Below are 20,787 nucleotides of genomic sequence, written 5' to 3'. Positions count from 1 at the left end.
AATCGTAAAATGGGGCCTGACGGCTAGGACGCCGTGGCGCGGTTCGAACCGCCGCGGTTTGGAACAATAGATACGGGTAGTCTCGCGCGTGACCACGGTCTCCGGGAGTAGATGATGCCGACCGGCACCCAGACCCTCGACCAGCTGTGCATCAATACGATCCGGACCCTGTCGATCGACGCGGTCCAGAAAGCCAACTCCGGGCACCCGGGCGCGCCGATGGACGCGGCCCCGATGGCGTACCTGCTGTGGACCCGCCATATGCGCTACAGTCCGGCGCAGCCTTCGTGGCCGGACCGCGACCGGTTCATCCTGTCCGCCGGCCACGCGAGCATGCTGCTCTACAGCATGCTGCATCTCACCGGCTACGACCTTACCCTCGACGACATCAAGCAGTTCCGTCAATGGGGCAGCCGGACACCGGGCCATCCCGAGCGCAACTGCGCGCCGGGCGTCGAGGTGAGCACCGGGCCGCTCGGCCAGGGCTTCGGGAACAGCGTGGGGATGGCGATGGCCGAGCGCTGGCTCGCCGCGCGCTTCAACCGGCCGGACCACACCGTCGTGGACCATCGCACGTACGTCCTCGCCAGCGACGGCGACCTGATGGAAGGCGTCGCCGCGGAGGCCGCGTCGCTCGCGGGTCACCTGCGGCTGGGACGCCTCGTCGTCCTGTACGATGCCAACCAGGTGAGCCTTTCCGGGACGACGTCGGTGACGTTCAGCGAGGACGTCGGCGGCCGCTTCGAGGCGTACGGCTGGCACGTCCAGCACGTCGCGGACGGCAACGATCTCGGCGCGCTCGACCGCGCGATCGCCGCCGCCACGGCGGAAGAGGCGAAGCCGTCGCTCGTCGTCGTGCGCACCCATCTTGGCTTCGGGAGCCCGCACAAGCAGGACACGTTCAAAGCGCACGGGGAACCGCTCGGCGACGACGAGGTCAAGGCCACCAAGCGCGCGTACGGCTGGCCGGAGGACAAGATCTTCTACATCCCGGACGACGCGCTCGCGGTGTTTCGCCGCGCGGTCCCGCGCGGCCGGGAGCTCGAGGCGGATTGGCGCGCCCGGATGGACGCCTACCGGCGCGCATTTCCGGGTTCGGCGCGGGAGCTCGAGGACGCGCTCGCCGGCCGGCTGTCCCCGGAGTGGGAGGCGGCCCTCCCCGCCTTCACCGCCGCGGACAAGCCGATGGCGACGCGCGAGGCGTCGGGCAATGTGATGAACGCGGTGGCCGCCGTGGTGCCGACCCTCGTCGGCGGATCCGCCGACCTCGATCCCTCGACCTTCACCCAGCTCCGCGGCGAGGGCGATTTCGAGAGCCCGACAGCACCGCACGCCGGCGTGCAGGGCGATTCCGGCGGGCCATGGAGTTACGCCGGCCGCAACGTCCACTTCGGCGTCCGTGAGCACGCCATGGGCGCCGCCCTCGTCGGGATGGCGGCGCACGGCGGGCTCCGGCCGTACGGCGCGACCTTCCTCATCTTCTCCGACTACATGCGGCCCAGCGTGCGGCTCGCGGCGCTCTCCGCGCTCGACGTCGTGTACGTGTGGACGCACGACAGCGTCGGCCTCGGCGAAGACGGGCCGACCCACCAGCCGGTCGAACAGCTCGCGAGTCTGCGGGCGATCCCGAACCTCGTCGTGCTGCGCCCGGCGGATGCGACGGAGACGGTGGAAGCGTGGCGGGCGGCGCTCCGGCGCACCGGCGGGCCGACGGCGATCGTGTGCTCGCGCCAGAAGCTGCCGGTCCTCGACCGCGGTACGCTGGCGCCGGCCTCGGGCGTGGCGCGCGGCGCGTACGTGCTGGCGGACGGCGGAGGCCCCGACCTCATTCTGATCGCGACCGGATCCGAGGTCGCGCTCGCGCTCGAGGCTCATGCGCGGCTGGCGCAGGGCGGGGTCCGGAGCCGCGTCGTCTCGATGCCGTCGTGGGAGCTCTTCGAGGCGCAGCCCGAGGCCTACCGCGACGAGGTACTGCCGCCGCAGGTTCGGGCGCGGGTCAGCATCGAGGCCGCGGTGTCGTTCGGCTGGCATCGCTGGGTGGGCCCGGAGGGCGCGGTGATCGGCATCGACCGGTTCGGCGCCTCGGCGCCCGGTGCGGTGGTGCTCCGGGAGCTCGGATTCACGGTGGACCGCGTGGTCGCGACCGCCGGCGCCGTGCTCGAGCGGACGCACCGTGCCCCCCGCGAAGCCGGGGCAGCCCCGCCCCGCGAAGCCGGGGTCGGATTCGCGCCCCGGGACGGCGGCGGCTCCTAGGCACCAAACGACACGTGGGGCCCCCTGATCGGGGGCAGGCAGGAGGGCGGCGAAGCATGGACATCACCAACACTACGGACGGTGCCACCGGCCGCGCCCGGGATCCGATGCGGGCCCTCAACGACGCCGGACAGAGCGTGTGGCTCGACTACATTCACCGCGGCATCTTGACGTCCGGCGAACTCGGGCGGCTGGTCGCGTCCGGCGTGAGCGGCGTCACGAGCAACCCGACGATCTTCGAGAAGGCGATCACGGGGAGCCACGACTACGACGACCAGATCTCCCGGCTCATCGCCGGCGGCAAGAGCACGACCGAGATCTACGAGGCGCTGGTCGTCGACGACATCCGGGCCGCCGCCGACGCGCTGCGGCCGGTGCACACCGCCACCGGCGGCGCCGACGGGTTCGTCTCGATCGAGGTGTCGCCGCTGCTCGCGCACGATACCGAGCGGACGATCCAGGAAGTCCGCCGCTTTAACAGCCTCATCCCCCGGCCCAATGTGATGGTGAAGATCCCCGGGACGGTCGAGGGCGTGCCGGCGATCGAGGAGATGATCGCCGAGGGCCGTCACATCAACATCACGCTGCTCTTTGCCATCGAGGCCTACCGCCGCGTGCAGGAGGCGTACCTGCGCGGCCTGGAGCGGCGCGTCGGCGCGGGCCAGCCCGTCCATCAGATCGCGTCGGTCGCGAGTTTCTTCGTCAGCCGGATCGACACGGAGGCGGACAAGCGCCTGGACGCGCGCGCGGCGGCGGCCCCCCCGGAGCAGGCGGAGGCGCTGCGCGCGCTGCGGGGCAAGGTCGCCGTCGCCAACGCCAAGCTGGCGTACCGGCTGTTCCAGGAGACGTTCGGCGGCGCCCGCTGGAAGGCGCTCGCGAGCCGGGGCGCCAGGGTGCAGCGGCCGCTGTGGGCCAGCACCAGCACGAAGAACCCGGCCTACCCGGATCTCCTGTACGTCGAGACGCTCGTCGGCCGGGACACCGTCAACACATTACCGCCGCAGACCATCGAGGCGCTGCGCGATCACGGCCGCATCGTGCCTGACGCGGTCATCCAGGGCGTGGACGACGCCGAGCGCGTGGTCGCGGCGCTGACCGGCCTGGGCCTCAGCCTCGACGCGATCACGCAGACCGTGCTCGACTCCGGCGTGCAGTTGTTCGCCGACTCGTTCAACCAGCTGATGCATGCGATTGCGTCGCGCGGCCAGGACGTCACGGCAGGAGGCCGCCGATGAAACTGGGATTCGTCGGATTCGGACGCATGGGCGGGAACATGGTCACCCGCCTCGTCCAGCGCGGGCACACGATCGCCGTCTACGCGCGTCGGCCGGAGGTGCGGGCGGAGGCCGCGGCCAAGGGGGCGGCGCCCGCGGCGTCCATCGCCGAGCTCGTCGGCCTGCTGCAGCCGCCCCGGATCGTGTGGATGATGGTGCCGGCCGGTGAGGCGGTGGAGCAGACGATCGCCGAGGTGACGCCGCTGCTGAGCCGCGGGGACGTCCTCGTGGACGGCGGCAACTCGAACTACCGCGATTCCATCCGTCGCGCCGCGGCCACGCGCGCCCACGGCCTCCACTACATCGACGCCGGGACGAGCGGCGGCATCTGGGGGCTGCAGGTCGGCTACTGCATGATGGTCGGCGGCGATCCGGAGCCGGTCAAGCTGCTCGAGCCGGTGTTCCGCGACTTGGCGCCGGAGGATGGGTATCTGCACGCCGGCCCGAACGGCGCCGGGCACTACGTGAAGATGATCCACAACGGGATCGAGTACGGGATGCTGCAGGCGTACGGGGAGGGGTTCGCCATTCTCCACCAGGCGCCGTTCCGGCTCGACCTGCGGGCCATCAGCACGCTCTGGAATCACGGGAGCGTGGTCCGGTCGTGGCTGCTCGAGCTCGCGGAACGGGCGTTCGCCGACGACCCCAACATGGAAACGATCCGCGGGTACGTCGAGGACTCCGGCGAGGGCCGGTGGACCGTGCAGGAGGCCATCGATCGCAACGTGCCTGCGCCGGTGATCACGCTGTCGCTCCTCCAGCGGCTCCGGTCCCGCGAGGACGAAGACTTCGGCGACAAGGTGATCGCGGCGCTCCGGCGGCAGTTCGGCGGCCACGCGACCAAACCGCGGTAAGCCCGCCGACATGAGTGCGGTTTCGACACCATCCCCGCTCCGGGAGGGCCTCCGGCTCCGGCGGATGCCCGATCCGTGCGCGGTGGTCATCTTCGGCGCCACGGGCGACCTCACGGCGAAGAAGCTGATGCCGGCCCTCTACACCCACGCGCGGCTCGGCATGATCCCGGCCAACCTCTCGGTCGTCGGCGTCGCCCGCCGGCCCAAGACCGACGAGGCGTTCCGCGCGGAGATGGCCCAGGCCGTGCTCGGTCCGTCCGCGGTATCCGGGACGCCCGACCTGTGGGGCGCGTTCGCGCAGGGGCTCTTCTACGTCCAGGCGGAGTTCCACGATCCGGAGGGCTACGAGCGGCTCCGCGCGACCCTGGAGCGCGTGGATCAGGAACGGGGCACCGCCGGCAACCGTCTCTTCTACCTGGCCACGGCGCCCGAGTTCTACAACGACATCATCCAGCAGTTGGACCGGCACGGTCTCGTCGAGCGGCCCGCCTCCGGCCGCGGGGACGGCCGCCGCCCCTGGACCCGCGTCGTCGTCGAGAAACCGTTCGGGCGGGACACGAGGAGCGCCCAGGCGCTGAACCGGGCCCTGCTGCGCGTGTTTCGCGAGGGGCAGGTCTACCGCATCGACCACTACCTCGGCAAAGAGACCGTGCAGAACATCCTGGTGTTCCGGTTTGCGAACGGCATCTTCGAGCCGCTGTGGAACCAGCACTTCATCGACCACGTGCAGATCACGGTCGCGGAGTCGGGCGGCGTCGAGGAACGGGCCGGGTACTACGAGACGGCCGGCGTCGTGCGGGATATTCTACAAAACCACATGGTGCAGCTCCTGACCCTCGTCGCGATGGAAGCCCCGGTGGCGTTCGAGCCGGACCAGGTGCGCGACGAGAAGGTGAAAGTCCTCCGGGCGGCGCGCCGGCTGACGCCGGACGACGTCGCCGCGGAGGTGGTCCTCGGTCAGTACGAGGCCGGGGTCGTGGGCGGGCAGGAGGTCCCAGGGTACCGCGCCGAGGCGCGCGTCGCGGCGGCGTCGCGCACGCCGACGTTCGCGGCGATGCGCCTATTCCTCGACAGCTGGCGGTGGGCGGGGGTGCCCTTCTACCTGCGCACCGGCAAGCGGCTGCCGAAGCGCGCGACCGAGATCGCCGTGCAGTTCAAGCAGGCCCCGCTGCCGCTGTTCCGCGAAGGCGGCCGGGAGCCGAATCTTCTCACGCTCAACATTCAGCCGGACGAGGGGATCTCGCTGCGCTTCATCGCGAAGGCGCCCGGCACCGCGATGAGCCTGCGGCCGGTCAACATGGGGTTCCAATACGGGACGGCGTTCGGCGGGGAGGAGCTCAACGCGTACGAGCGGCTGCTGCTCGACTGCATGCTGGGCGACCCGACGCTGTTCACGCGGCGCGACGAAGTCGAGGCGGCCTGGGAGTTGTTCGAGCCGGTGCTCTCGTGGTGGGAGAAGTCCGACCCGCCTCCCCCGGTCCTGCTCTACGAGGCCGGCACGTGGGGCCCGGAGGCGGCGCGGCCGCTGGTGGAACGCGACGGCCGGAGATGGCGGAGATTGTGACGGCAACCCCGTCTGACGCGGGGCAGGCCCCGTCTGACGCGGGGCAGGCCGCGTCCGGCGCGAGGCGGGCGACCCGCCTGCCCGGCGTGCCCGAGCGCCCCGACGTCGAGGGAATCGAGCGCGAGCTGCGCCGGCTGTGGTCGTCGCTCGACACGGCGCCGGCGGGCGCCGGCGGGACCGCCGCCCAGGTCACGCGGATCTGCACCCTCACCCTGATCGCCGTGGTCCGGAACGGCCGGCCGGATGAGGCGGCCGCGATGGCCGAGCGGCTCGGCGCCCGGTACCCGTGCCGGAGCATCGTCCTCGACGTGAGCCCCGCCTCCCGCGATCGCCTGGACGTCGCGACCGCGCTGTACTGCCACGAGTCCGAGGCCCCGGCGCGCCCGACTGTCGGTTGCGAGCAGATCACCGTTGCCGCGTCGGGCCGCGCCCTCGCACGGGTGCCGGCCCTCGTCCTCCCGCTTCTGGTGACGGACCTGCCGGTCTACATCTGGTGGCCCGACGATCTCCCGGCGCCGCGGGATCCCGAAGGGGACCTGCTGCGGCGTCTCGTGGAGGTGGCCGATCTCCTGATCGTCGACTCGTCGGCGATGACGCGGCCGATCGCCGGCCTCGCCGCCGCCGCCGCGCTGGCCGCGCCGCTGTCCGGCGGCCTGCGCGATCTCACGTGGGGCCGTCTGACGCCGTGGCGCGATCTGGTCGTGCAGTCCTTCGATCCGCCGCCGATGCGGCAGGCGCTCGAGCGCCTGGACCGGCTGCGGATCCGCACGCGTCCCGGCCCAGGACAGGAGCCGGTCGCCGGCCTTCTGTTGGGCGCGTGGATCGCGGCCCGGCTGAGGTGGGAGCCGGCGGGGCCGGTGCGCCGGGAGGGGGGCGGTGTGCGCGCGCTCTTCTGGCGCGACGGCGGCGCGGTGGAGCAGACGGTGGAGGGCGGCTCGGGGCCGGTCGCGTCGTTCGAGTGCGCGGCCGGCGGGACGGATCCGTGGAGCCTGTCGATGACCGGTGAGGCGGACGGCGGGTCGACCGTGTCCATCGAGGTGCGGATGGGGCGCGGCCGCCCCCGAACGCAGGCCGCCGGCCTCGCTGTGCCGGACGACGCCGCGCTGCTGGCCGCCGAACTCGAACTGGCCGGCGTGGACGGCGTGCTGCGCGAGTCGCTCTCGCTCATGCTGCGCGCGGCGCACGCCGCCTGACCGCGTGATCCCCGAGGTCGTGGTGCTCGCCGATCCGGCCTCGGCGGCGGCCGCCGCGGCGGAGCGCGTGGCCGCGATCTGCGCGCGAACCGTTGCCGCGCGCGGCGCCTGCGCCGTGGCCCTCTCCGGCGGCGACACGCCGAAACCGCTGTACGCGCGGCTGGCGGAGGAGCCCTACCGCCGGGAGGTCCCGTGGGACCGGCTCGAGGTGTTCTGGGGCGATGAGCGCTGCGTTCCTCCCGACGATGCCCGCAGCAACTTTCACATGGCGCACGAGACGCTGCTGGCCAAGGTGTCCATTCCCGCGGAGCACATCCACCGCATGCCTGCCGACACCGTCGATCACGAGGCGGCGGCCCGCGCGTACGCGGAGATGCTGCGCGCCCGCCTGCCGGCGACCGCGGACGGTTGGCCGCGGTTCGACCTCATCCTTCTCGGGATCGGCGCCAACGCGCACGTGGCGTCGCTGTTTCCGCGCACGGCCGCTTTGCGGGAGCGCAATCGCGCGGTGGTCGCCGAGTTGGTCGAGGACGCGGCGATGTGGCGAATGACGCTCACGGTGCCGGTGCTGACGCGCGCCGCGGCGATTCTGTTTCTGGGGACCGGCGCGTCGAAAGCGGAGGCGGTTCGGGCGGGGCTGGAAGGACCCGCGGACGGCTACGACGTGCCGGCCGCGCTCATCCGGCCCGTCGATGGCCGGGTGACGTGGATACTGGACGCCGCCGCCGCGTCTCGTCTAACCGGCCGGGCCGGACGCGTCTGATCAGATAGACGGTCGTGCCCCGCCGGCCCTGTTCGATGCGCAGCGCGTCGGTGAACTGCCGCATCAGGAACAATCCACGACCGCCTGGGGCCTCGGGGTCGGACGGGAGCTCCCCGGTGGGCACGCGCCAGCGCTCCGAGGGGCTGGTCACGGCGATCACGACGTAATCGTCGCGGGTAATGAGTTCGACCATGACCACGTCCGGGATGGTGACCGCCGGAGGACCGCCACCTTCGGCCTGCCGCGGGTCCGCGGGCGTCAGCCCAACGCCGCCGTGCACCACCGCGTTCGTGACGGCCTCACCGACCGCGAGGAGGAGCTCATCGACCGCCTCGGGATGCATGCCGAGCCGGTAGAGCCGTGGAGCGAGATAGTGCCTCGCCCGGCGCGGCGTGGCCGGCTCTCTCGGCAATGTGACCCGTTCTAGTAGCGGCACAGGCATCCATACGTGGGCGAAGTCTCATAATATGTATTTCCCCCGGGACCGCGCGGGGTATCATACCGGCGCGTCCGCCGAAGGGTTTTGTCCGGCCGTCGCCGCAGTAGTCCGGGATGACGGCAGGGGAGGTGTTGCCGTGACGCGATGTGGCAGCAGATGGGGCGTGCTCATCCTAATGGCGGTGCTCGTCGCCGGACCCGCCGGCTGGTCTGCCGGCCCGGCCCGCGCGGCGGCGCAGACGCTGCACCTCGGCTACTCGACGTGGGTCGGGTACGGCCCGCTCTTTTTGGCGCGCGATTACCGGTATTTCGACGAGGCCGGGGTGAACGTCGAACTGACCAACATCGAAGATCCGAAACTGCGCTTCGCGGCGCTCGCCGCAGGCAGACTGGACGGACTCGTCACGACGCTCGACACGATGAGCCTCTACTGGAAGCCGAACTTCCAGATCCAGGCGGTCCTCGGGCTGGACGACAGCAAGGGCGGGGACGGCATCGTTTCCAAGGACACGATCAAATCGATCAGGGACCTGCGCGGCAGGCGCGTCGCTTTCAACGAAGGCTCCGTGTCGCATTTCTTCCTGAGCGTGCTCCTGCGGCAGAACGGGATGACTGAGAAGGACGTCAAGGCCATCAACATGCGGCAGGACGACGCCGGCGCCGCGTTCTTGGGCGGTAAGGTGGATGCCGCGGTCACGTGGGAGCCGTGGCTGTCCCGGGCCAAGCAGGCGCCACACGGCCACATCCTCGTGGACAGCAGCAAGACTCCGGGGCTGATCGTCGACGTGCTGGTGATTCGGCGGGACGTGTTGCGCGCGCATCCCGAGGCGGTCCGGGCGGCGATTGTCGGCTGGTACAAGGCCGTGGATTTCTGGAAGAAGAACCCCGCGGACGCGGACCGGGTCATGGCCAAGGCCGTCGGCGGCTGGCTCAAGGACGTGAAAACCTTCCAGGCGACGCTCGACGGCGTCCGCTACTACGACGAGGCGATCAACCGTCAGTACATGGCGCCGGGCGGGCAGATCTACGTCACGGCGCAGAACGCGATCGACATTTGGAGCTCGCTCGGCAAGATCACGACGCGCGAGGCCGCCGGCGACCTCGTCAACAACGCCTTCGTGCTCGCCAAGTAGGGCCGGGCTCGCCGGCGCGGCCGCGGCGGCCGGGGGCCGGCTCCGCCTCGTTCCGTGAGCCTCGCGTCCGCCCGCCCGGACGTTCGCCGTGCCCCCCGCGGTCTCGCGCAGTACTTCCGGCCGCAGGAGCCGATCCCGCGGCGGACGTATCTCGGCATCCTGATCGCGAGCGCCGGGGGGCTCCTGGGACTCTGGTGCGGGCTGACGTACGGCGGCCTCGTTCAGCCGCTGTTCCTGCCGACCCCCACGGCGATCATCCGGTCCGGCATCGACATGGCCGCCGACGGCAGCCTGGCGGAGAACGCGGGCGCGAGCCTCTACGTCATCGTGACCGGCTGGGCGCTCGCCGTCGCGGCCGGCGTGCCGACCGGCATCCTGATGGGCTCCTTCAAGGCCGTCGAGGCGTTGATCGAGCCGGTCGTCGACTTCGTCCGGTACCTCCCGGTCAGCGCGCTCATCCCGCTGCTGATCCTCTACATCGGCATCGGCACGTCCGAGAAGATCGCGGTGATCTTCATCGGCACGTTCTTCCAGCTCGTGCTGCTGGTCGCCGACGTCGCCGCGCACGTGCCGCGCGAGCAGATCGACGTGTCGTACACGCTCGGCGCGTCCCGGGCGCAGGTGATCCGGCGCGTGCTGCTGCCGGCCACGCTGCCCGGCGTGATGGACACGCTGCGGATCACGATGGGGTGGGCGTGGACGTACCTCGTCGTCGCCGAGCTCGTCTCGGCGGACCGCGGACTCGGTTACCTGATTTTGAACTCGATGCGGGGCCTCTTCACGGACCGGATCTTCGTGGGCCTCATCACGATCGGCGGCCTGGGATTGGGGTTCGACCTGCTCTTCAAATGGCTGCACCGCCGGCTGCTGCCGTGGTCGCCGAAGGCCTGACCAGGCGGGCGGCCGGCCCGGGCGCCTCCTCCGCCGAGCCGTCCGGGCGCGTCAAACTGGCGCTGCGCGACGTCGCGGTGGCGTTCCGGGCCCGCGGCGGCGGTGAGATCGCCGCGATCGACCGCCTGTCGCTCGACGTCGCCGATCGGGAGATCGTGAGCATCGTCGGGCCGAGCGGTTGCGGCAAGAGCACGCTGTTGCGGCTGATCGCGGGGCTCGTCCGTCCCTCGTCGGGGGAGATCCGCCTCGACGGGCGCGCCGTCAGCGATCCGGGCGCCGACCGCGGGATGGTGTTTCAGTCGTACACGCTGTTCCCGTGGCTCACCGTGCAAGGCAACGTCGAGTTCGGTCCGCGCCTCCGCGGGCTCGCCGAGGCGGCGCGGCGCGACGTCGCCACGCGGTTTATTCAAATGGTGGGGCTGGCGGGGTTCGAGCACGCCTACCCCAAGGAGCTCTCAGGGGGGATGATGCAGCGCGTCGCCATCGCGCGCGCCCTGGCCAACGACCCCGAAGTGCTGCTGATGGACGAGCCGTTCGGGGCTTTGGACGCGCAGACGCGCGCGTTCATGCAGGAGCTGCTGCTCGACATCTGGCAGAAGACGCCGAAGACGATCCTGTTCGTCACTCACGACATCGACGAGGCGCTCTTTCTCGGCGACCGGGTCTACGTCATGACGGCCCGGCCGGGGCGCTTCCGGGACGAGGTCCGGCTCGATCTGCCGCGCCCGCGGACGCTCGAGATCACGATGTCGCCGGCGTTCGTCGAGGCCAAGCGCCGCGTTCTTGCCATCATCCGGGAGGAGGCCGCCAAAGCGATGGGCCTGGAACGTCCGGCGCCGGGTGGCCCGGCGTGAGGGGATTCGAACCGCCCAACGCCTTCCGGTCGCCGAGGTTCGCGCAGCTCTCCACGTTCATGCGCCTGCCGTACCAGCCGGATCCGGCGGGGCTCGACGTCGCGATCCTCGGCATCCCGTTCGACGGCGGCGTCAGCTTCCGGCCGGGCGCGCGATTCGGCCCAAAGGAGGTTCGCAACAACTCGCTGCTCATCCGTCCCTACAATCCCGCGCTCCGGACGTCGCCGTTTCGCCGGATGAAGGTGGCCGACTGCGGCGACGTGGACACAAACCCGATGGATATCCTCGACACCTACGCGCGCGTCGAGGCGGCCGTCGGCCGCATCCTCGCCGCGGGGGCGGTGCCGGCCTGCGTCGGCGGAGATCACTCGCTCACGCTGCCGATCATGCGCGCGGTGGTGAAGGCGCGCGGGCCGCTCGCGCTCGTGCACTTCGACAGCCATCAGGATATGTGGGAGGAGTACTTCGGGAACCGCTACTTCCACGGGACCCCGTTCCGGCGGGCGCACGAAGAGGGCCTCTACGACGGGAAAGCGACCGTCCAGTTCGGGATCCGGGGCCCGGTGTACGATGAGGACGACTTCGCGTTCGGTGAGCAGCATGGGGTCACGGTGGTCCGCGCGGACGACATTCACCGCGACGGCGTCCCGGCGGCGCTCGACCGGCTCACCCGCGTGCGCGGCCGCGCGGTCTACGTCTCGTTCGACATCGACTCGGTGGATCCGGCCTTCGCGCCGGGGACCGGGACGCCCGAAGTCGGCGGACTGACGAGCGCCCAGGCGCTCGCGCTCGTCCGCGGACTCGCGGGGCTCGAGATCGCCGGCTTCGACATCGTCGAGGTGTCGCCGCCGTACGATCAGAGCGGCATCACCTCCATGCTGGCCGCGAACGTGCTCTTCGAACTGCTGTCGGTGATCGCGCTCGGCCGGCGGTGACGGACCCGGTCAGTCCAACGGCCGCCGGATCCCGTACCGGCGCGCCGCCTCCTGCGCCTCGGGATAGCCGGCGTCGGCGTGGCGGACGATGCCGATGCCGGGGTCTGTGGTCAGCACCCGCTCGAGCCGGCGTGCCGCGTCCGGCGTTCCGTCTGCGACGATGACCATACCCGCGTGAATCGAGTACCCGATCCCGACCCCCCCGCCGTGGTGGACCGACACCCACGTGGCGCCGCCGGCTGCGTTGAGGAGGGCGTTGAGGATCGGCCAGTCCGCGATCGCGTCGCTCCCGTCGGCCATGCCCTCGGTCTCGCGGTAGGGGGAGGCGACCGACCCGGTGTCGAGGTGGTCGCGGCCGATCACGACCGGGGCCCGCAACTCGCCGCGCGCGACCATCTCGTTGATCGCGAGGCCGAACCGCGCCCGCTCGCCGTAGCCGAGCCAGCAGACCCGGGCCGGCAGGCCCTGGAACGGCACCCGCTCGCCGGCGAGCCGGATCCACCGCGTGAGGGTCTCCTGCTCGGGAAAGAGCCGCAGGACGAGGTCGTCCGTCTTGTGGATGTCGTCGGGATCGCCGGACAGCGCGACCCACCGGAACGGTCCCCGTCCTTCGCAGAACAGCGGCCGTACGTAGGCCGGGACGAAGCCTGGAAACGCGAACGCGTCGGCGACGCCGGCCTGGTGCGCCTGCGCGCGGATGTTGTTGCCGTAATCGAACACGACCGCCCCGCGGCGCTGGAACGCCAGCATGGCCTCGACGTGCCGGGCCACCGACGCCTCGGCTTGGGCGACGTACGCCCGCGGATCGCTGTGCCGCAACGCCGCCGCCTCGGCCGCGCCGAGCCCGTCCGGAATGTACCCGCCCAGCAGGTCGTGCGCGGAGGTCTGATCCGTCACGACGTCGACCGGCACGCCGCGCCCGAGCACCTCGTGGTAGCGGCCGGCCGCGTTGCCGAGGAGCGCGATGGAGCGGGGGCGCCGGTCGCGGACGGCCCGCTCGGCCGCGTACAGCGCGGCGTCGAGGCTCGACGTCGCCTCGTCCACCCACCCGGCGCGCGCCCGCCGGTCGATCCGTTCGGGATCGGCCTCCACCACCAGCGCGACGCCGCCGTTCATCGTGATCGCGAGCGGCTGGGCGCCGCCCATGCCGCCGAGCCCGGCGGTGAGCACGAGCCGCCCCCGCAGGCTGCCGCCGAAATGGCGCCGCGCGAGGGCGGCAAAGGTCTCGTACGTGCCCTGGATGATCCCCTGCGTGCCGATGTAGATCCACGAGCCCGCGGTCATCTGGCCGTACATCGTGAGACCGAGGGCCTCGAGCCGGCGGAATTCATCCCAGGTGGCCCAGGCCGGTACCAGCATCGCGTTTGTGATCAGCACGCGCGGCGCGTCGGGATGCGACCGGAAGACTGCGACCGGCTTGCCGGACTGCACCAGCAGCGTGTCGTCCGGTTCGAGGCCGCGCAGGGCGCCGACGATCGCGTCGAAGCACGCCCAGGACCGGGCCGCCCGCCCGGTCCCGCCGTAGACGATCAGCTCGTCGGGACGCTCGGCGACCTCGGGGTCGAGGTTGTTCATCAGCATGCGCAGCGCCGCTTCCTGCGGCCAGCCCTTGCAGGACAGCGCCGTGCCGCGCGGCGCGCGCACGGGGCGCGGTCCGCTCATTTCGCCTCGAGCACGGTCCGCAGCGAGGCAATAACGCGCCGGTTCTCGCCGGCGGTGCCGATCGTCACGCGGGCCCACGCCGGCAGGCGCCACATGGCACCCGGCCTGATGATCACGCCGTAGGGGAGCAGCTGCCGGGCGACCTCATCGGCGGGACGGCCGAGGTTGACCAGCACGTAGTTCGCCTGGCTCGGGATCGCTTCGACTCCGAGGTCCGACAACGCGGCGGTCAGCCACGCCCGTCCCGCCCGGTTGTTCTCGTAGCTGGCGCGGACATACGCCTCGTCGTCCAGGATGGCCCCGGCCGCGGCCTGCGCCAGCCGGTCGACGGGAAACGGCTCCCGGACCTGGTTCAGGCAGGCGATGATGTCGGGCGCGGCGACCGCGTACCCGACGCGCAGCCCGGCGAGTCCGTAAATCTTCGAGAACGTCCGCAGCACGATCAGGTTGGGGTGGCCGGCGAGCAGCGCCGCCGAGTCCGGAAACGCCGGATCGTCGGCGAACTCGGCGTAGGCCTCGTCGAGCACGGCGAGCGTGGCCGCGGGAAGGCGCCGGAGGAACGTCGCGACCTCGGCGTGCGTGACGATCGTCCCGGTCGGATTGTTGGGATTGCAGACGATGGCCATCTTGGCGTTCGCCGCCGCCTCGGTCATGGCGGGCAGGTCGAGACGCCAGTCGCGCAACGGTACCTCGACGGGGACGGCGTTCATCAGGCGCGCCAGCGCCGCGTACGCGGTATAGCTCGGCGCGCCCATCACGCACCGGTCGCCGGCATCGAGAAACGCGAGCCCAAGACACGTCAGCACGTTGTCGACGCCGTTGGCAACGCAAATATGGTCCGGCGTGCCCCCGAATTTCGGGGCCAACCGCCGCCGCAGTTGGGCGCAGGTTGGGTCGGGGTACTGCTGGACGCCGTCGATCGCGCCCACGAGCGCATCCCTGATGCGCGGCGAGACGCCCAACGGGTTTTCATTGCTGCCCAGCTTGGCGACCGTCGACAATCCGTAGCGTTCGCGGACCTCTTCTGCGGATCGGCCGGGAACATACGGATCGATCGCCGCCAGCGCCTTTCTCGCCAGGGGGTGAGGCCGGGTCTTGACGGGTTCGTTCACAGACGACTCCTTCCAGGTTGCCGCACACGAAGCCGCCTGAGGCGCTTCGACGGATATCGGAGGCGGTCCCGCCGGGTTCCCGGTCGGGGACTTCGCGCACCGGATATCCGGGGCGGGCGGGTTCTAGTCCCGGCGGCGGCTGAAATCCTTGGCGATCAGGGCGGCGTAGCGGCGAAGGACCGCAGGATCGGAGGGGTCGGCGAGCCCCGCCCGTCTCGCGAGCGCGCGAAGGCGTGCGGGCGAGAGCGCGCGCACGTATGCCTCGACGTCCCCCCGGCCTGAGCGGCGCCGTCCGTACGCCGGTGCTTCCTCGCGCACCTGGTCGATCCGCCGGCCGCTCCGCGTTCCGGGCCGCTCCGTTCCGAGCAGCGTCGCGGGCGTAACGCGCAGGATCGACGCGATCCGCGGCAGGTCCTTGAGGGGCACCCGGCGCCGCCCGGCCTCATACCGGTTGATTGCGCCGGCCGTCAGTCCGAGTCGAGCCCCAAGACCGGCCTGCGAAAGCCCCTCCCGCAGGCGGAGTGCCCGGAGCCGAGCGCCGATTCGCTGGTAGAAGTCCATGTGGTCACGGTTTGACGAATTGTCACGACAAATTTACCACGTCGCACAGATAATCGCAAGACGAAAAACAGACACTTCGGGTCCGATGCCGCAGATGTATATTGACATATTGTCAATATCGAGTTAGCCTATACCTGGGGTCGAACGCATGAGAGTTCGCCTGAGGCGGGCGGCGGTCGAAGTCGCGATCGCGCGTCGCAATTTGACCAAGACGGCGCTTGCCCGCAAAACCGGGTTGCACCGAACCCATCTCTCAGATCTGCTGGCGGGCCGGACCTATCCCGGCCCGAAGACACGGCAGCGGCTGCTCGAGGTGCTGGGTGGCACATTCGATGAGTTCTTCGAGATCGTTGACCCGGCCCGGCGGCGCAGGAGGCTTCGTGATCTGGTCGATCTATGCTGAAGCGACGGAGGCTCGCGCAATGCCGGCGATGGACGGCGGCGCCTAACCTTCGACTCCGGGCTCCTCGATGACGACGCTGCGTTCCGTGGCATCGAGGCGCGCCCGGACCCCGATCGGCAGGGTGAGGTGATACTCGCCGTGCCCGCAGGCCAAGCCGTAGATGGCCGGCTTGCCGAGCGCCACGATGTGGTCGTCCAGAATGTGCCGCAGGGTTAGGGTGTCGCCCGCTTCCTGCGTGTACCGGCATTCTCCGATGATGATGCCGGCGGCGGCCTCCAGAATCCCGGCAAGGCGCAGATGCGCCAGTTTGCGGTCGAGCCGGTAGAGCCGGTCCCCCAGGTCCTCGAGGAAGAGAATCTTCCCGCGGAAGGCCGTCGGGTCCGGCGCAAATCGCGTGCCGAGCAGGCCGGTGAGCAGCGCCGCGTTGCCGCCGATCAGGTCACCTGCGGCGACCCCCGGTACCAAGGTCTCGATCGGGGGCGCACCGGGCGGATTGACGAGCCGGCCGAGCGGTGCCGTCCGGCAGACCGCGCGAAGCAGCTCCAGGTAATCGTGCGGATCGGCCTGGGCAATCGCGCCGGCCATGGGGCCGTGAAACGACACGAATCCGCATTGTGTGTGGATGGCCAGATGCAGCGCGGTGATGTCGCTGTAGCCGATGAAGACCTTCGGGGACCGGCCGATCGCCCGATAGTCTAAGCGGTCGAGCAGCCGGTGGGCGCCGTACCCGCCGCGAATGCACAGCACGCCCTGGATCGCCGGGTTCTCCAGCATTTCCTGCAGGTCGGCCGCGCGGTCCGCGTCGGCGCCGGCGAGATAGCCGCGCGCATCGAAGGCGTGCGGGGCCACCACGGTGCGGAACCCGACGTCGTGCAGCCGCCGCCGGGTGCGCGCGACGCTCTCCGGGGTCGCGCCGTTGCCGCCCGGACGCGTAGGGCCCGACGGGGATACGAGCCCGATCATGTCCCCCGGGCCGAGAGGGCGCGGTTTGCGGAGGGCGGACGGCATGATCCCAAAGGTTCTCGTCCGGCCCGCGCCACTCCTCGATCGCCGCCGCCCCACCCGCGCTCCCGGCGGACGCCGTCCGCTTGACAAGCGGCCGCTTTCGCCGGTACAGTTTGGGAGAGGGTGGATTTTAGCCTCGGCTAAATTAATTTAGCATCATCAGGACGGCGGAGGAAAACGGCGTGTCGGCGATCACCGGGGTGATGCAAGATTACCTCAAGGCGATCTACAAGCTCCAACAGGGTCGCGACGCCGTCTCGACGTCGGAGATCGCCGAGCGCCTCGACGTGTCGGCGGCGTCGGCGACGAACATGGTCAAGCGCCTCGCGCGCCTGAGGCTGGTCGCGTATTCGCGCTACCAGGGATTCGTCCTCACGCCCGCGGGCGAGCGGATCGCCCTGGAGATCATCCGCCACCACCGGCTGATCGAACTCTACCTCACGCAACACCTCGGCGTTCCCCTCGAGCACGTTCACACCGAGGCGGAGCGGATGGAGCACGTCCTCTCCGACGAAGTGGAGACGCGGATGGCGACGGCGCTCGGGAACCCGGTCCAAGACCCTCACGGGGACCCAATCCCCTCGCCGGACGGAACGATGCGCGACGTCCGCTATCCGACGCTGGACACGCTGGCGCCCGGATCGCAGGGCGTCGTGGCGCACGTCAGCGACCACAGTCCCGCGCTGCTCCGCCGCCTGTCACGCCTCGGGGTGCTCCCGGGCGTCGTGCTCACGATGCTGGCCCGCCGGCGCAACGGCTGCGAAGTGGAAATCGACGGACGGCGGTTGACCCTCTCGCACACCCTGAGCGAAAGCGTGCGCGTGCAATAGCCGGACGCGCCGACCACGATGCCGATGGCGGGAGGCTCATGATGGAAGGACGGACCGAATATCTCCGGGCACCCGAGGCCGTCATCCTTCGGCCCGATCGGCCCGGAGCGCCCGGGGGGGCCCCGCCCGACGAGATTACCCACGAGGACCTGGATCGGGCTCGGGATCGTCTGGCTGTGGCTCGGGCGCGGGATCCCAGGGGCTCGCGTCTGCGCTGGCTCCGGCTGTCCTGGCTGCTCGTCGGGCCCGGCGTGCTGGTGTTCCTTGGCGAGAACGACGCACCGAGCATGCTCTCCTATGCGGCGTCGGGCGCGCAGTTCGGCGTCGGATTCTTCGTACCGTTTGTGCTGCTCACGTTCCTGATGGGCTTTGTCGTCCAGGAGATGACGGTCCGCCTCGGCGCGGTGACGCACCGCGGGCATGCCGAACTCATCTTCGATCGGTTCGGCCGGTTCTGGGGCCGGTTTGCGATGGGCGACCTGGTCCTGGGCAACTTCCTGACCTTGGTGACGGAATTCATCGGGGTCCGGGCCGGGCTGGGCTTCTTTGGAGTCCCCCCGCTGATCGCGGTGAGCGGCTCCATGGTCCTGGTGTTCGGCGTCCTCCTCACGCACCGCTACTGGACTTGGGAGCGCATCACGCTCGGGCTGGCGATCTTCAACGGCCTCTTCGTCCCGGCGGCCCTGCTCGCGCATCCGCAGTGGGGGGCGATCGGGCACGCCTTTGCCACGTGGTCCCCCATGCCCAAGGGAGGCCTCCTGAAACCGGATACCTTCCTGCTGATCATGGCGGACATCGGGGCCACCGTGACGCCGTGGATGCTCTTCTTTCAGCAGAGCGCCGTGGCCGACAAGGGATTGCAGGAGCGCGACATCCGAGGCGGCCGGCTCGACACGCTCCTGGGCACGCTGCTGGCGGCGACCTTCGCGATCGCCACGATCGTCGCGACCGCCCCGTTGTTCGCGAAAGGGATCAACGCGGGCGACTACCAGGCGGCGCAGTTCGCCCAGGCGCTGCGGCCGTTGATCGGGCATGTGGGCGCCACTCTCTTCGCCCTGGGCATCTTCGAAGCGGGACTCGTTGCCGCAATGACCATTTCCACGTCGTCCGCGTACGCGTTCGGCGAGGTGTTGGGCACGCCGCACAGCCTGAACCGGCCGCTGTGGGAGAGCTGGAGCTTCTACGCGGTGCTGCTGGGGTCTGCCTTTGCGGCGGGAGCACTCGTCTTGATTCCAGGCGCTCCCCTCGAGTACATCATTCTTGTCGTCAACGTCATTGCCGTTCTCGCGATGCCGCCTGCGCTGCTCTTCCTGGTCGTCCTGTGCAACGATCGCGAGGTGATGGGCGAGCACACGACCGGACGGTGGGGGAACATTGCCGTGTGGACGGTGACGGTCCTGTTGGTCCTCGCGGGGCTCGGGTTCGGGCTCATGACGGTGTTCCCCAAGCTGTTCGGCGGGGGCGGGTAGCATGGACGCACGCGGGAAGGCGGAGGTGATGCGCATGGACGCAGGACACGGGGCCCCGGGTGCCGGTCACGCGCGCACAGCACTCAAGGCCCCGGTTTCCACAACGGATCCGGCGGACGTCGAGCCCCGGCGGGAGGAGGTCCTCTCGGTGCTGGAGCCCGACCAGTTGTTCGCCGCCAAGCAGCACGCCCGGCTCGGCCCGGCCCGGCTGTCCAGAGGCACCCGCGTCCTGATGTGGGGTCTGCGGGTCTATGTGATTGCCATGCTCGTCATCGTTGTGGTGGCGGTCATGCAGACACTGCATGGGGGACATTGAGCATCGCGGAGCCGGCCGCGGTTCCTTGACGACCTATCACGACCTATCACTTTTGATTGACAGGCATACCTGCGGCGACTATACTCTCTTCAAAGTTCATAGGGCACTGCCGTTCAACACACGCAGCGCGCAACGCAACGCCGCCCCCGATGCCGGCGATCAGAAGGGGGACGGCCGTGACGGAGCGACATCGGACCAGCCGACGTGGCAGTGCGTGACGGAACGGAAACCATAACCCGGTCGGGGAGCTTCGGGCCTCCTCGCGCCGGGTTTCTTTCATTTTCCCAGGGCGCGCACACGGTTATCGCATTCCGGCCCGTCTAAAGCACCCATGGATCGGGCACCTGACGGCATACGGACAGGGCGCGGGGGAACAGACATCCACCGGTCAGCGTACGGGGTATAGACATGGCAAGCAAGCGGAAGGGGCGCGGACGCCGGCACGGGCAACTCAGGGCCGCCCGAGGTAGACGCAGATGACGCCTATGGACACGATCACCACGGTCGCAGATTACGTCGCGGAGAGCCGCACCAACCGTCGTCTGGCCCGCACGACCCTGCACTATATTTCCGACATGCTCGACTACTTCGGCAAGGCCAAGGTCTTCGAAGGCATCTACGGCTTGGACGCGCAACTCGACGACATCGTCGCGTTCTTCAAAGGGTACGCGATGAGCATGGAGCGGCGGCTCCTGCTGCTCGTCGGGCCGCAGGGGTCCGGCAAGTCGATGACGGTGGACATGATCAAGCGGCGGCTCGAGGAGTACTCGCGCACGCCCGACGGCGCCTTGTACGCGGTGGACGGCTGCCCGTTCCACCAGCATCCGTTTGACCTCGTCCCCATCGACGAGCGGGAGAGCCAGGACCTCCAGTGGCATGAGGAGGCGGTGCCCTGCCCGGTCTGCGAGCGGCTCATCGCACGCACCGGCGGCTGGCCGCAGGTGCCGGTCCTGCGGCTCAACATCTCGGCGCGCGACAAAGTCGGCGTGGCGAAGCACACGCCCACCGATCTGCGTCGTGAAGACATCACGAACTTCGTCGGCAACATCAACTTCGCGATGCTGAAGGAGCGCGGTTCGACGTACGACCCGGACGCCTACGACTTCGAAGGCAAGGTCATCTGGGCCAACCGCGGGATCCTGGACTGGACCGAGGTCTTCAAGAGCCGCCGGCAGCTCCTCTCGCTGCTGCTCGAGCTGATCCAGTCGAAGCGGATCGACCTGCCGAACTTCCCGACCGTCCACGTCGACACGGTCGTGATCGGGCACACCAACTAC

Annotated in this window: 20 protein-coding genes; 15 read left to right on the top strand and 5 right to left on the bottom strand. The window is 70.2% G+C overall.

Going from position 1 to position 20,787, the window contains the following annotated elements; all coding sequences use genetic code 11:
* The first annotated feature begins 111 nt into the window (after positions 1-111).
* Genes tkt through pgl form a run of 6 tightly spaced genes read left to right on the top strand, consistent with a single transcriptional unit; the run spans position 112 to position 7,901 of the window.
* Positions 112-2,253 carry a transketolase gene (gene tkt / locus VGZ23_08720; GenBank protein ID HEV2357674.1) on the top strand — a complete coding sequence of 714 codons (2,142 nt, stop codon included), beginning with the start codon at positions 112-114 and terminating at the stop codon, positions 2,251-2,253.
* Positions 2,254-2,309: 56 nt separating this feature from the next.
* Positions 2,310-3,488: a transaldolase gene (tal, locus tag VGZ23_08715; protein ID HEV2357673.1), complete on the top strand. Its 1,179-nt coding sequence runs from the start codon at positions 2,310-2,312 to the stop codon at positions 3,486-3,488.
* Complete coding sequence (gene gnd, locus VGZ23_08710; GenBank protein HEV2357672.1) at positions 3,485-4,381, top strand: decarboxylating 6-phosphogluconate dehydrogenase; 897 nt, start codon at positions 3,485-3,487, stop codon at positions 4,379-4,381. The genes tal and gnd overlap by 4 nt, the downstream gene beginning before the upstream one ends.
* 10 nt (positions 4,382-4,391) lie before the next feature.
* Positions 4,392-5,945, top strand: a complete 1,554-nt coding sequence (gene zwf / locus VGZ23_08705) for a glucose-6-phosphate dehydrogenase (protein ID HEV2357671.1) — start codon at positions 4,392-4,394, stop codon at positions 5,943-5,945.
* Complete coding sequence (locus VGZ23_08700; protein HEV2357670.1) at positions 5,930-7,138, top strand: glucose-6-phosphate dehydrogenase assembly protein OpcA; 1,209 nt, start codon at positions 5,930-5,932, stop codon at positions 7,136-7,138. The genes zwf and VGZ23_08700 overlap by 16 nt, the downstream gene beginning before the upstream one ends.
* Before the next feature lie 4 nt (positions 7,139-7,142).
* A complete protein-coding gene (gene pgl, locus VGZ23_08695) occupies positions 7,143-7,901 on the top strand; it encodes a 6-phosphogluconolactonase (protein HEV2357669.1) in 759 nt (252 codons plus the stop codon).
* Here pgl and VGZ23_08690 read toward each other — a convergent pair.
* A complete protein-coding gene (locus VGZ23_08690) occupies positions 7,816-8,313 on the bottom strand; it encodes an ATP-binding protein (protein ID HEV2357668.1) in 498 nt (165 codons plus the stop codon). The genes pgl and VGZ23_08690 overlap by 86 nt on opposite strands.
* A gap of 163 nt (positions 8,314-8,476) precedes the next feature.
* Between VGZ23_08690 and VGZ23_08685 the strand changes: the two genes are divergently transcribed.
* From VGZ23_08685 to speB, 4 genes are read left to right on the top strand one after another with little or no spacing between them, the layout of a single operon-like run.
* Positions 8,477-9,472, top strand: coding sequence for an ABC transporter substrate-binding protein (locus tag VGZ23_08685; protein ID HEV2357667.1), 996 nt, complete (start codon positions 8,477-8,479; stop codon positions 9,470-9,472).
* A gap of 54 nt (positions 9,473-9,526) precedes the next feature.
* Positions 9,527-10,363, top strand: coding sequence for an ABC transporter permease (locus tag VGZ23_08680; protein ID HEV2357666.1), 837 nt, complete (start codon positions 9,527-9,529; stop codon positions 10,361-10,363).
* A gap of 56 nt (positions 10,364-10,419) precedes the next feature.
* Positions 10,420-11,217, top strand: a complete 798-nt coding sequence (locus VGZ23_08675; GenBank protein HEV2357665.1) for an ABC transporter ATP-binding protein — start codon at positions 10,420-10,422, stop codon at positions 11,215-11,217.
* Positions 11,214-12,152 (top strand): agmatinase, encoded by a 939-nt coding sequence (gene speB, locus VGZ23_08670; GenBank protein ID HEV2357664.1) that lies wholly within the window; start codon positions 11,214-11,216, stop codon positions 12,150-12,152. The genes VGZ23_08675 and speB overlap by 4 nt, the downstream gene beginning before the upstream one ends.
* A 9-nt stretch (positions 12,153-12,161) precedes the next feature.
* Here speB and hutU read toward each other — a convergent pair whose 3' ends face one another.
* The 3 genes from hutU to VGZ23_08655 all read right to left on the bottom strand — a co-directional run bounded on the left by hutU (position 12,162) and on the right by VGZ23_08655 (position 15,487).
* A complete protein-coding gene (hutU, locus tag VGZ23_08665; protein ID HEV2357663.1) occupies positions 12,162-13,814 on the bottom strand; it encodes a urocanate hydratase in 1,653 nt (550 codons plus the stop codon).
* Entirely contained in the window at positions 13,811-14,926 is a 1,116-nt protein-coding gene (gene hisC, locus VGZ23_08660; GenBank protein HEV2357662.1) for a histidinol-phosphate transaminase, read from the bottom strand. The genes hutU and hisC overlap by 4 nt, the downstream gene beginning before the upstream one ends.
* A gap of 123 nt (positions 14,927-15,049) precedes the next feature.
* On the bottom strand, positions 15,050-15,487 hold the full coding sequence (locus VGZ23_08655) for a helix-turn-helix transcriptional regulator (protein ID HEV2357661.1): 438 nt from the start codon (positions 15,485-15,487) through the stop codon (positions 15,050-15,052).
* 148 nt (positions 15,488-15,635) lie between these two features.
* Between VGZ23_08655 and VGZ23_08650 the strand changes: the two genes are divergently transcribed.
* Positions 15,636-15,890, top strand: a complete 255-nt coding sequence (locus tag VGZ23_08650) for a helix-turn-helix transcriptional regulator (protein ID HEV2357660.1) — start codon at positions 15,636-15,638, stop codon at positions 15,888-15,890.
* 42 nt (positions 15,891-15,932) lie between these two features.
* Here VGZ23_08650 and VGZ23_08645 read toward each other — a convergent pair whose 3' ends face one another.
* Positions 15,933-16,853, bottom strand: a complete 921-nt coding sequence (locus tag VGZ23_08645; GenBank protein ID HEV2357659.1) for an LD-carboxypeptidase — start codon at positions 16,851-16,853, stop codon at positions 15,933-15,935.
* A gap of 224 nt (positions 16,854-17,077) precedes the next feature.
* On the opposite strand from VGZ23_08645, the gene VGZ23_08640 reads away from it, so the two are divergent.
* The 4 genes from VGZ23_08640 to VGZ23_08625 all read left to right on the top strand — a co-directional run.
* Positions 17,078-17,725: a metal-dependent transcriptional regulator gene (locus VGZ23_08640; protein ID HEV2357658.1), complete on the top strand. Its 648-nt coding sequence runs from the start codon at positions 17,078-17,080 to the stop codon at positions 17,723-17,725.
* Positions 17,726-17,766: 41 nt separating this feature from the next.
* On the top strand, positions 17,767-19,194 hold the full coding sequence (locus VGZ23_08635) for a divalent metal cation transporter (GenBank protein ID HEV2357657.1): 1,428 nt from the start codon (positions 17,767-17,769) through the stop codon (positions 19,192-19,194).
* A 1-nt stretch (position 19,195) separates the two neighbouring features.
* Complete coding sequence (locus VGZ23_08630) at positions 19,196-19,510, top strand: hypothetical protein (GenBank protein HEV2357656.1); 315 nt, start codon at positions 19,196-19,198, stop codon at positions 19,508-19,510.
* A gap of 476 nt (positions 19,511-19,986) precedes the next feature.
* Positions 19,987-20,787: hypothetical protein (locus tag VGZ23_08625; GenBank protein HEV2357655.1), on the top strand; the 801-nt coding region annotated here is incomplete at its 3' end.

This window comes from bacterium (assembly GCA_035945995.1).
Taxonomy (GTDB): domain Bacteria; phylum Sysuimicrobiota; class Sysuimicrobiia; order Sysuimicrobiales; family Segetimicrobiaceae; genus DASSJF01.
This window is presented reverse-complemented; position numbering and strand designations above follow the sequence as displayed.

What these genes read in the sequence shown, in the direction of transcription:
- tkt (HEV2357674.1), top strand. Translation starts at nt 112, where the DNA reads ATGATGCCGACCGGCACCCAGACCCTCGACCAGCTGTGCATCAATACG.
- tal (HEV2357673.1), top strand. Translation starts at nt 2,310, where the DNA reads ATGGACATCACCAACACTACGGACGGTGCCACCGGCCGCGCCCGGGAT.
- gnd (HEV2357672.1), top strand. Translation starts at nt 3,485, where the DNA reads ATGAAACTGGGATTCGTCGGATTCGGACGCATGGGCGGGAACATGGTC.
- zwf (HEV2357671.1), top strand. Translation starts at nt 4,392, where the DNA reads ATGAGTGCGGTTTCGACACCATCCCCGCTCCGGGAGGGCCTCCGGCTC.
- VGZ23_08700 (HEV2357670.1), top strand. Translation starts at nt 5,930, where the DNA reads ATGGCGGAGATTGTGACGGCAACCCCGTCTGACGCGGGGCAGGCCCCG.
- hutU (HEV2357663.1), bottom strand. Translation starts at nt 13,814, where the DNA reads ATGAGCGGACCGCGCCCCGTGCGCGCGCCGCGCGGCACGGCGCTGTCC.
- VGZ23_08655 (HEV2357661.1), bottom strand. Translation starts at nt 15,487, where the DNA reads ATGGACTTCTACCAGCGAATCGGCGCTCGGCTCCGGGCACTCCGCCTG.
- VGZ23_08650 (HEV2357660.1), top strand. Translation starts at nt 15,636, where the DNA reads ATGAGAGTTCGCCTGAGGCGGGCGGCGGTCGAAGTCGCGATCGCGCGT.
- VGZ23_08645 (HEV2357659.1), bottom strand. Translation starts at nt 16,853, where the DNA reads ATGATCGGGCTCGTATCCCCGTCGGGCCCTACGCGTCCGGGCGGCAAC.
- VGZ23_08635 (HEV2357657.1), top strand. Translation starts at nt 17,767, where the DNA reads ATGGAAGGACGGACCGAATATCTCCGGGCACCCGAGGCCGTCATCCTT.
- VGZ23_08630 (HEV2357656.1), top strand. Translation starts at nt 19,196, where the DNA reads ATGGACGCACGCGGGAAGGCGGAGGTGATGCGCATGGACGCAGGACAC.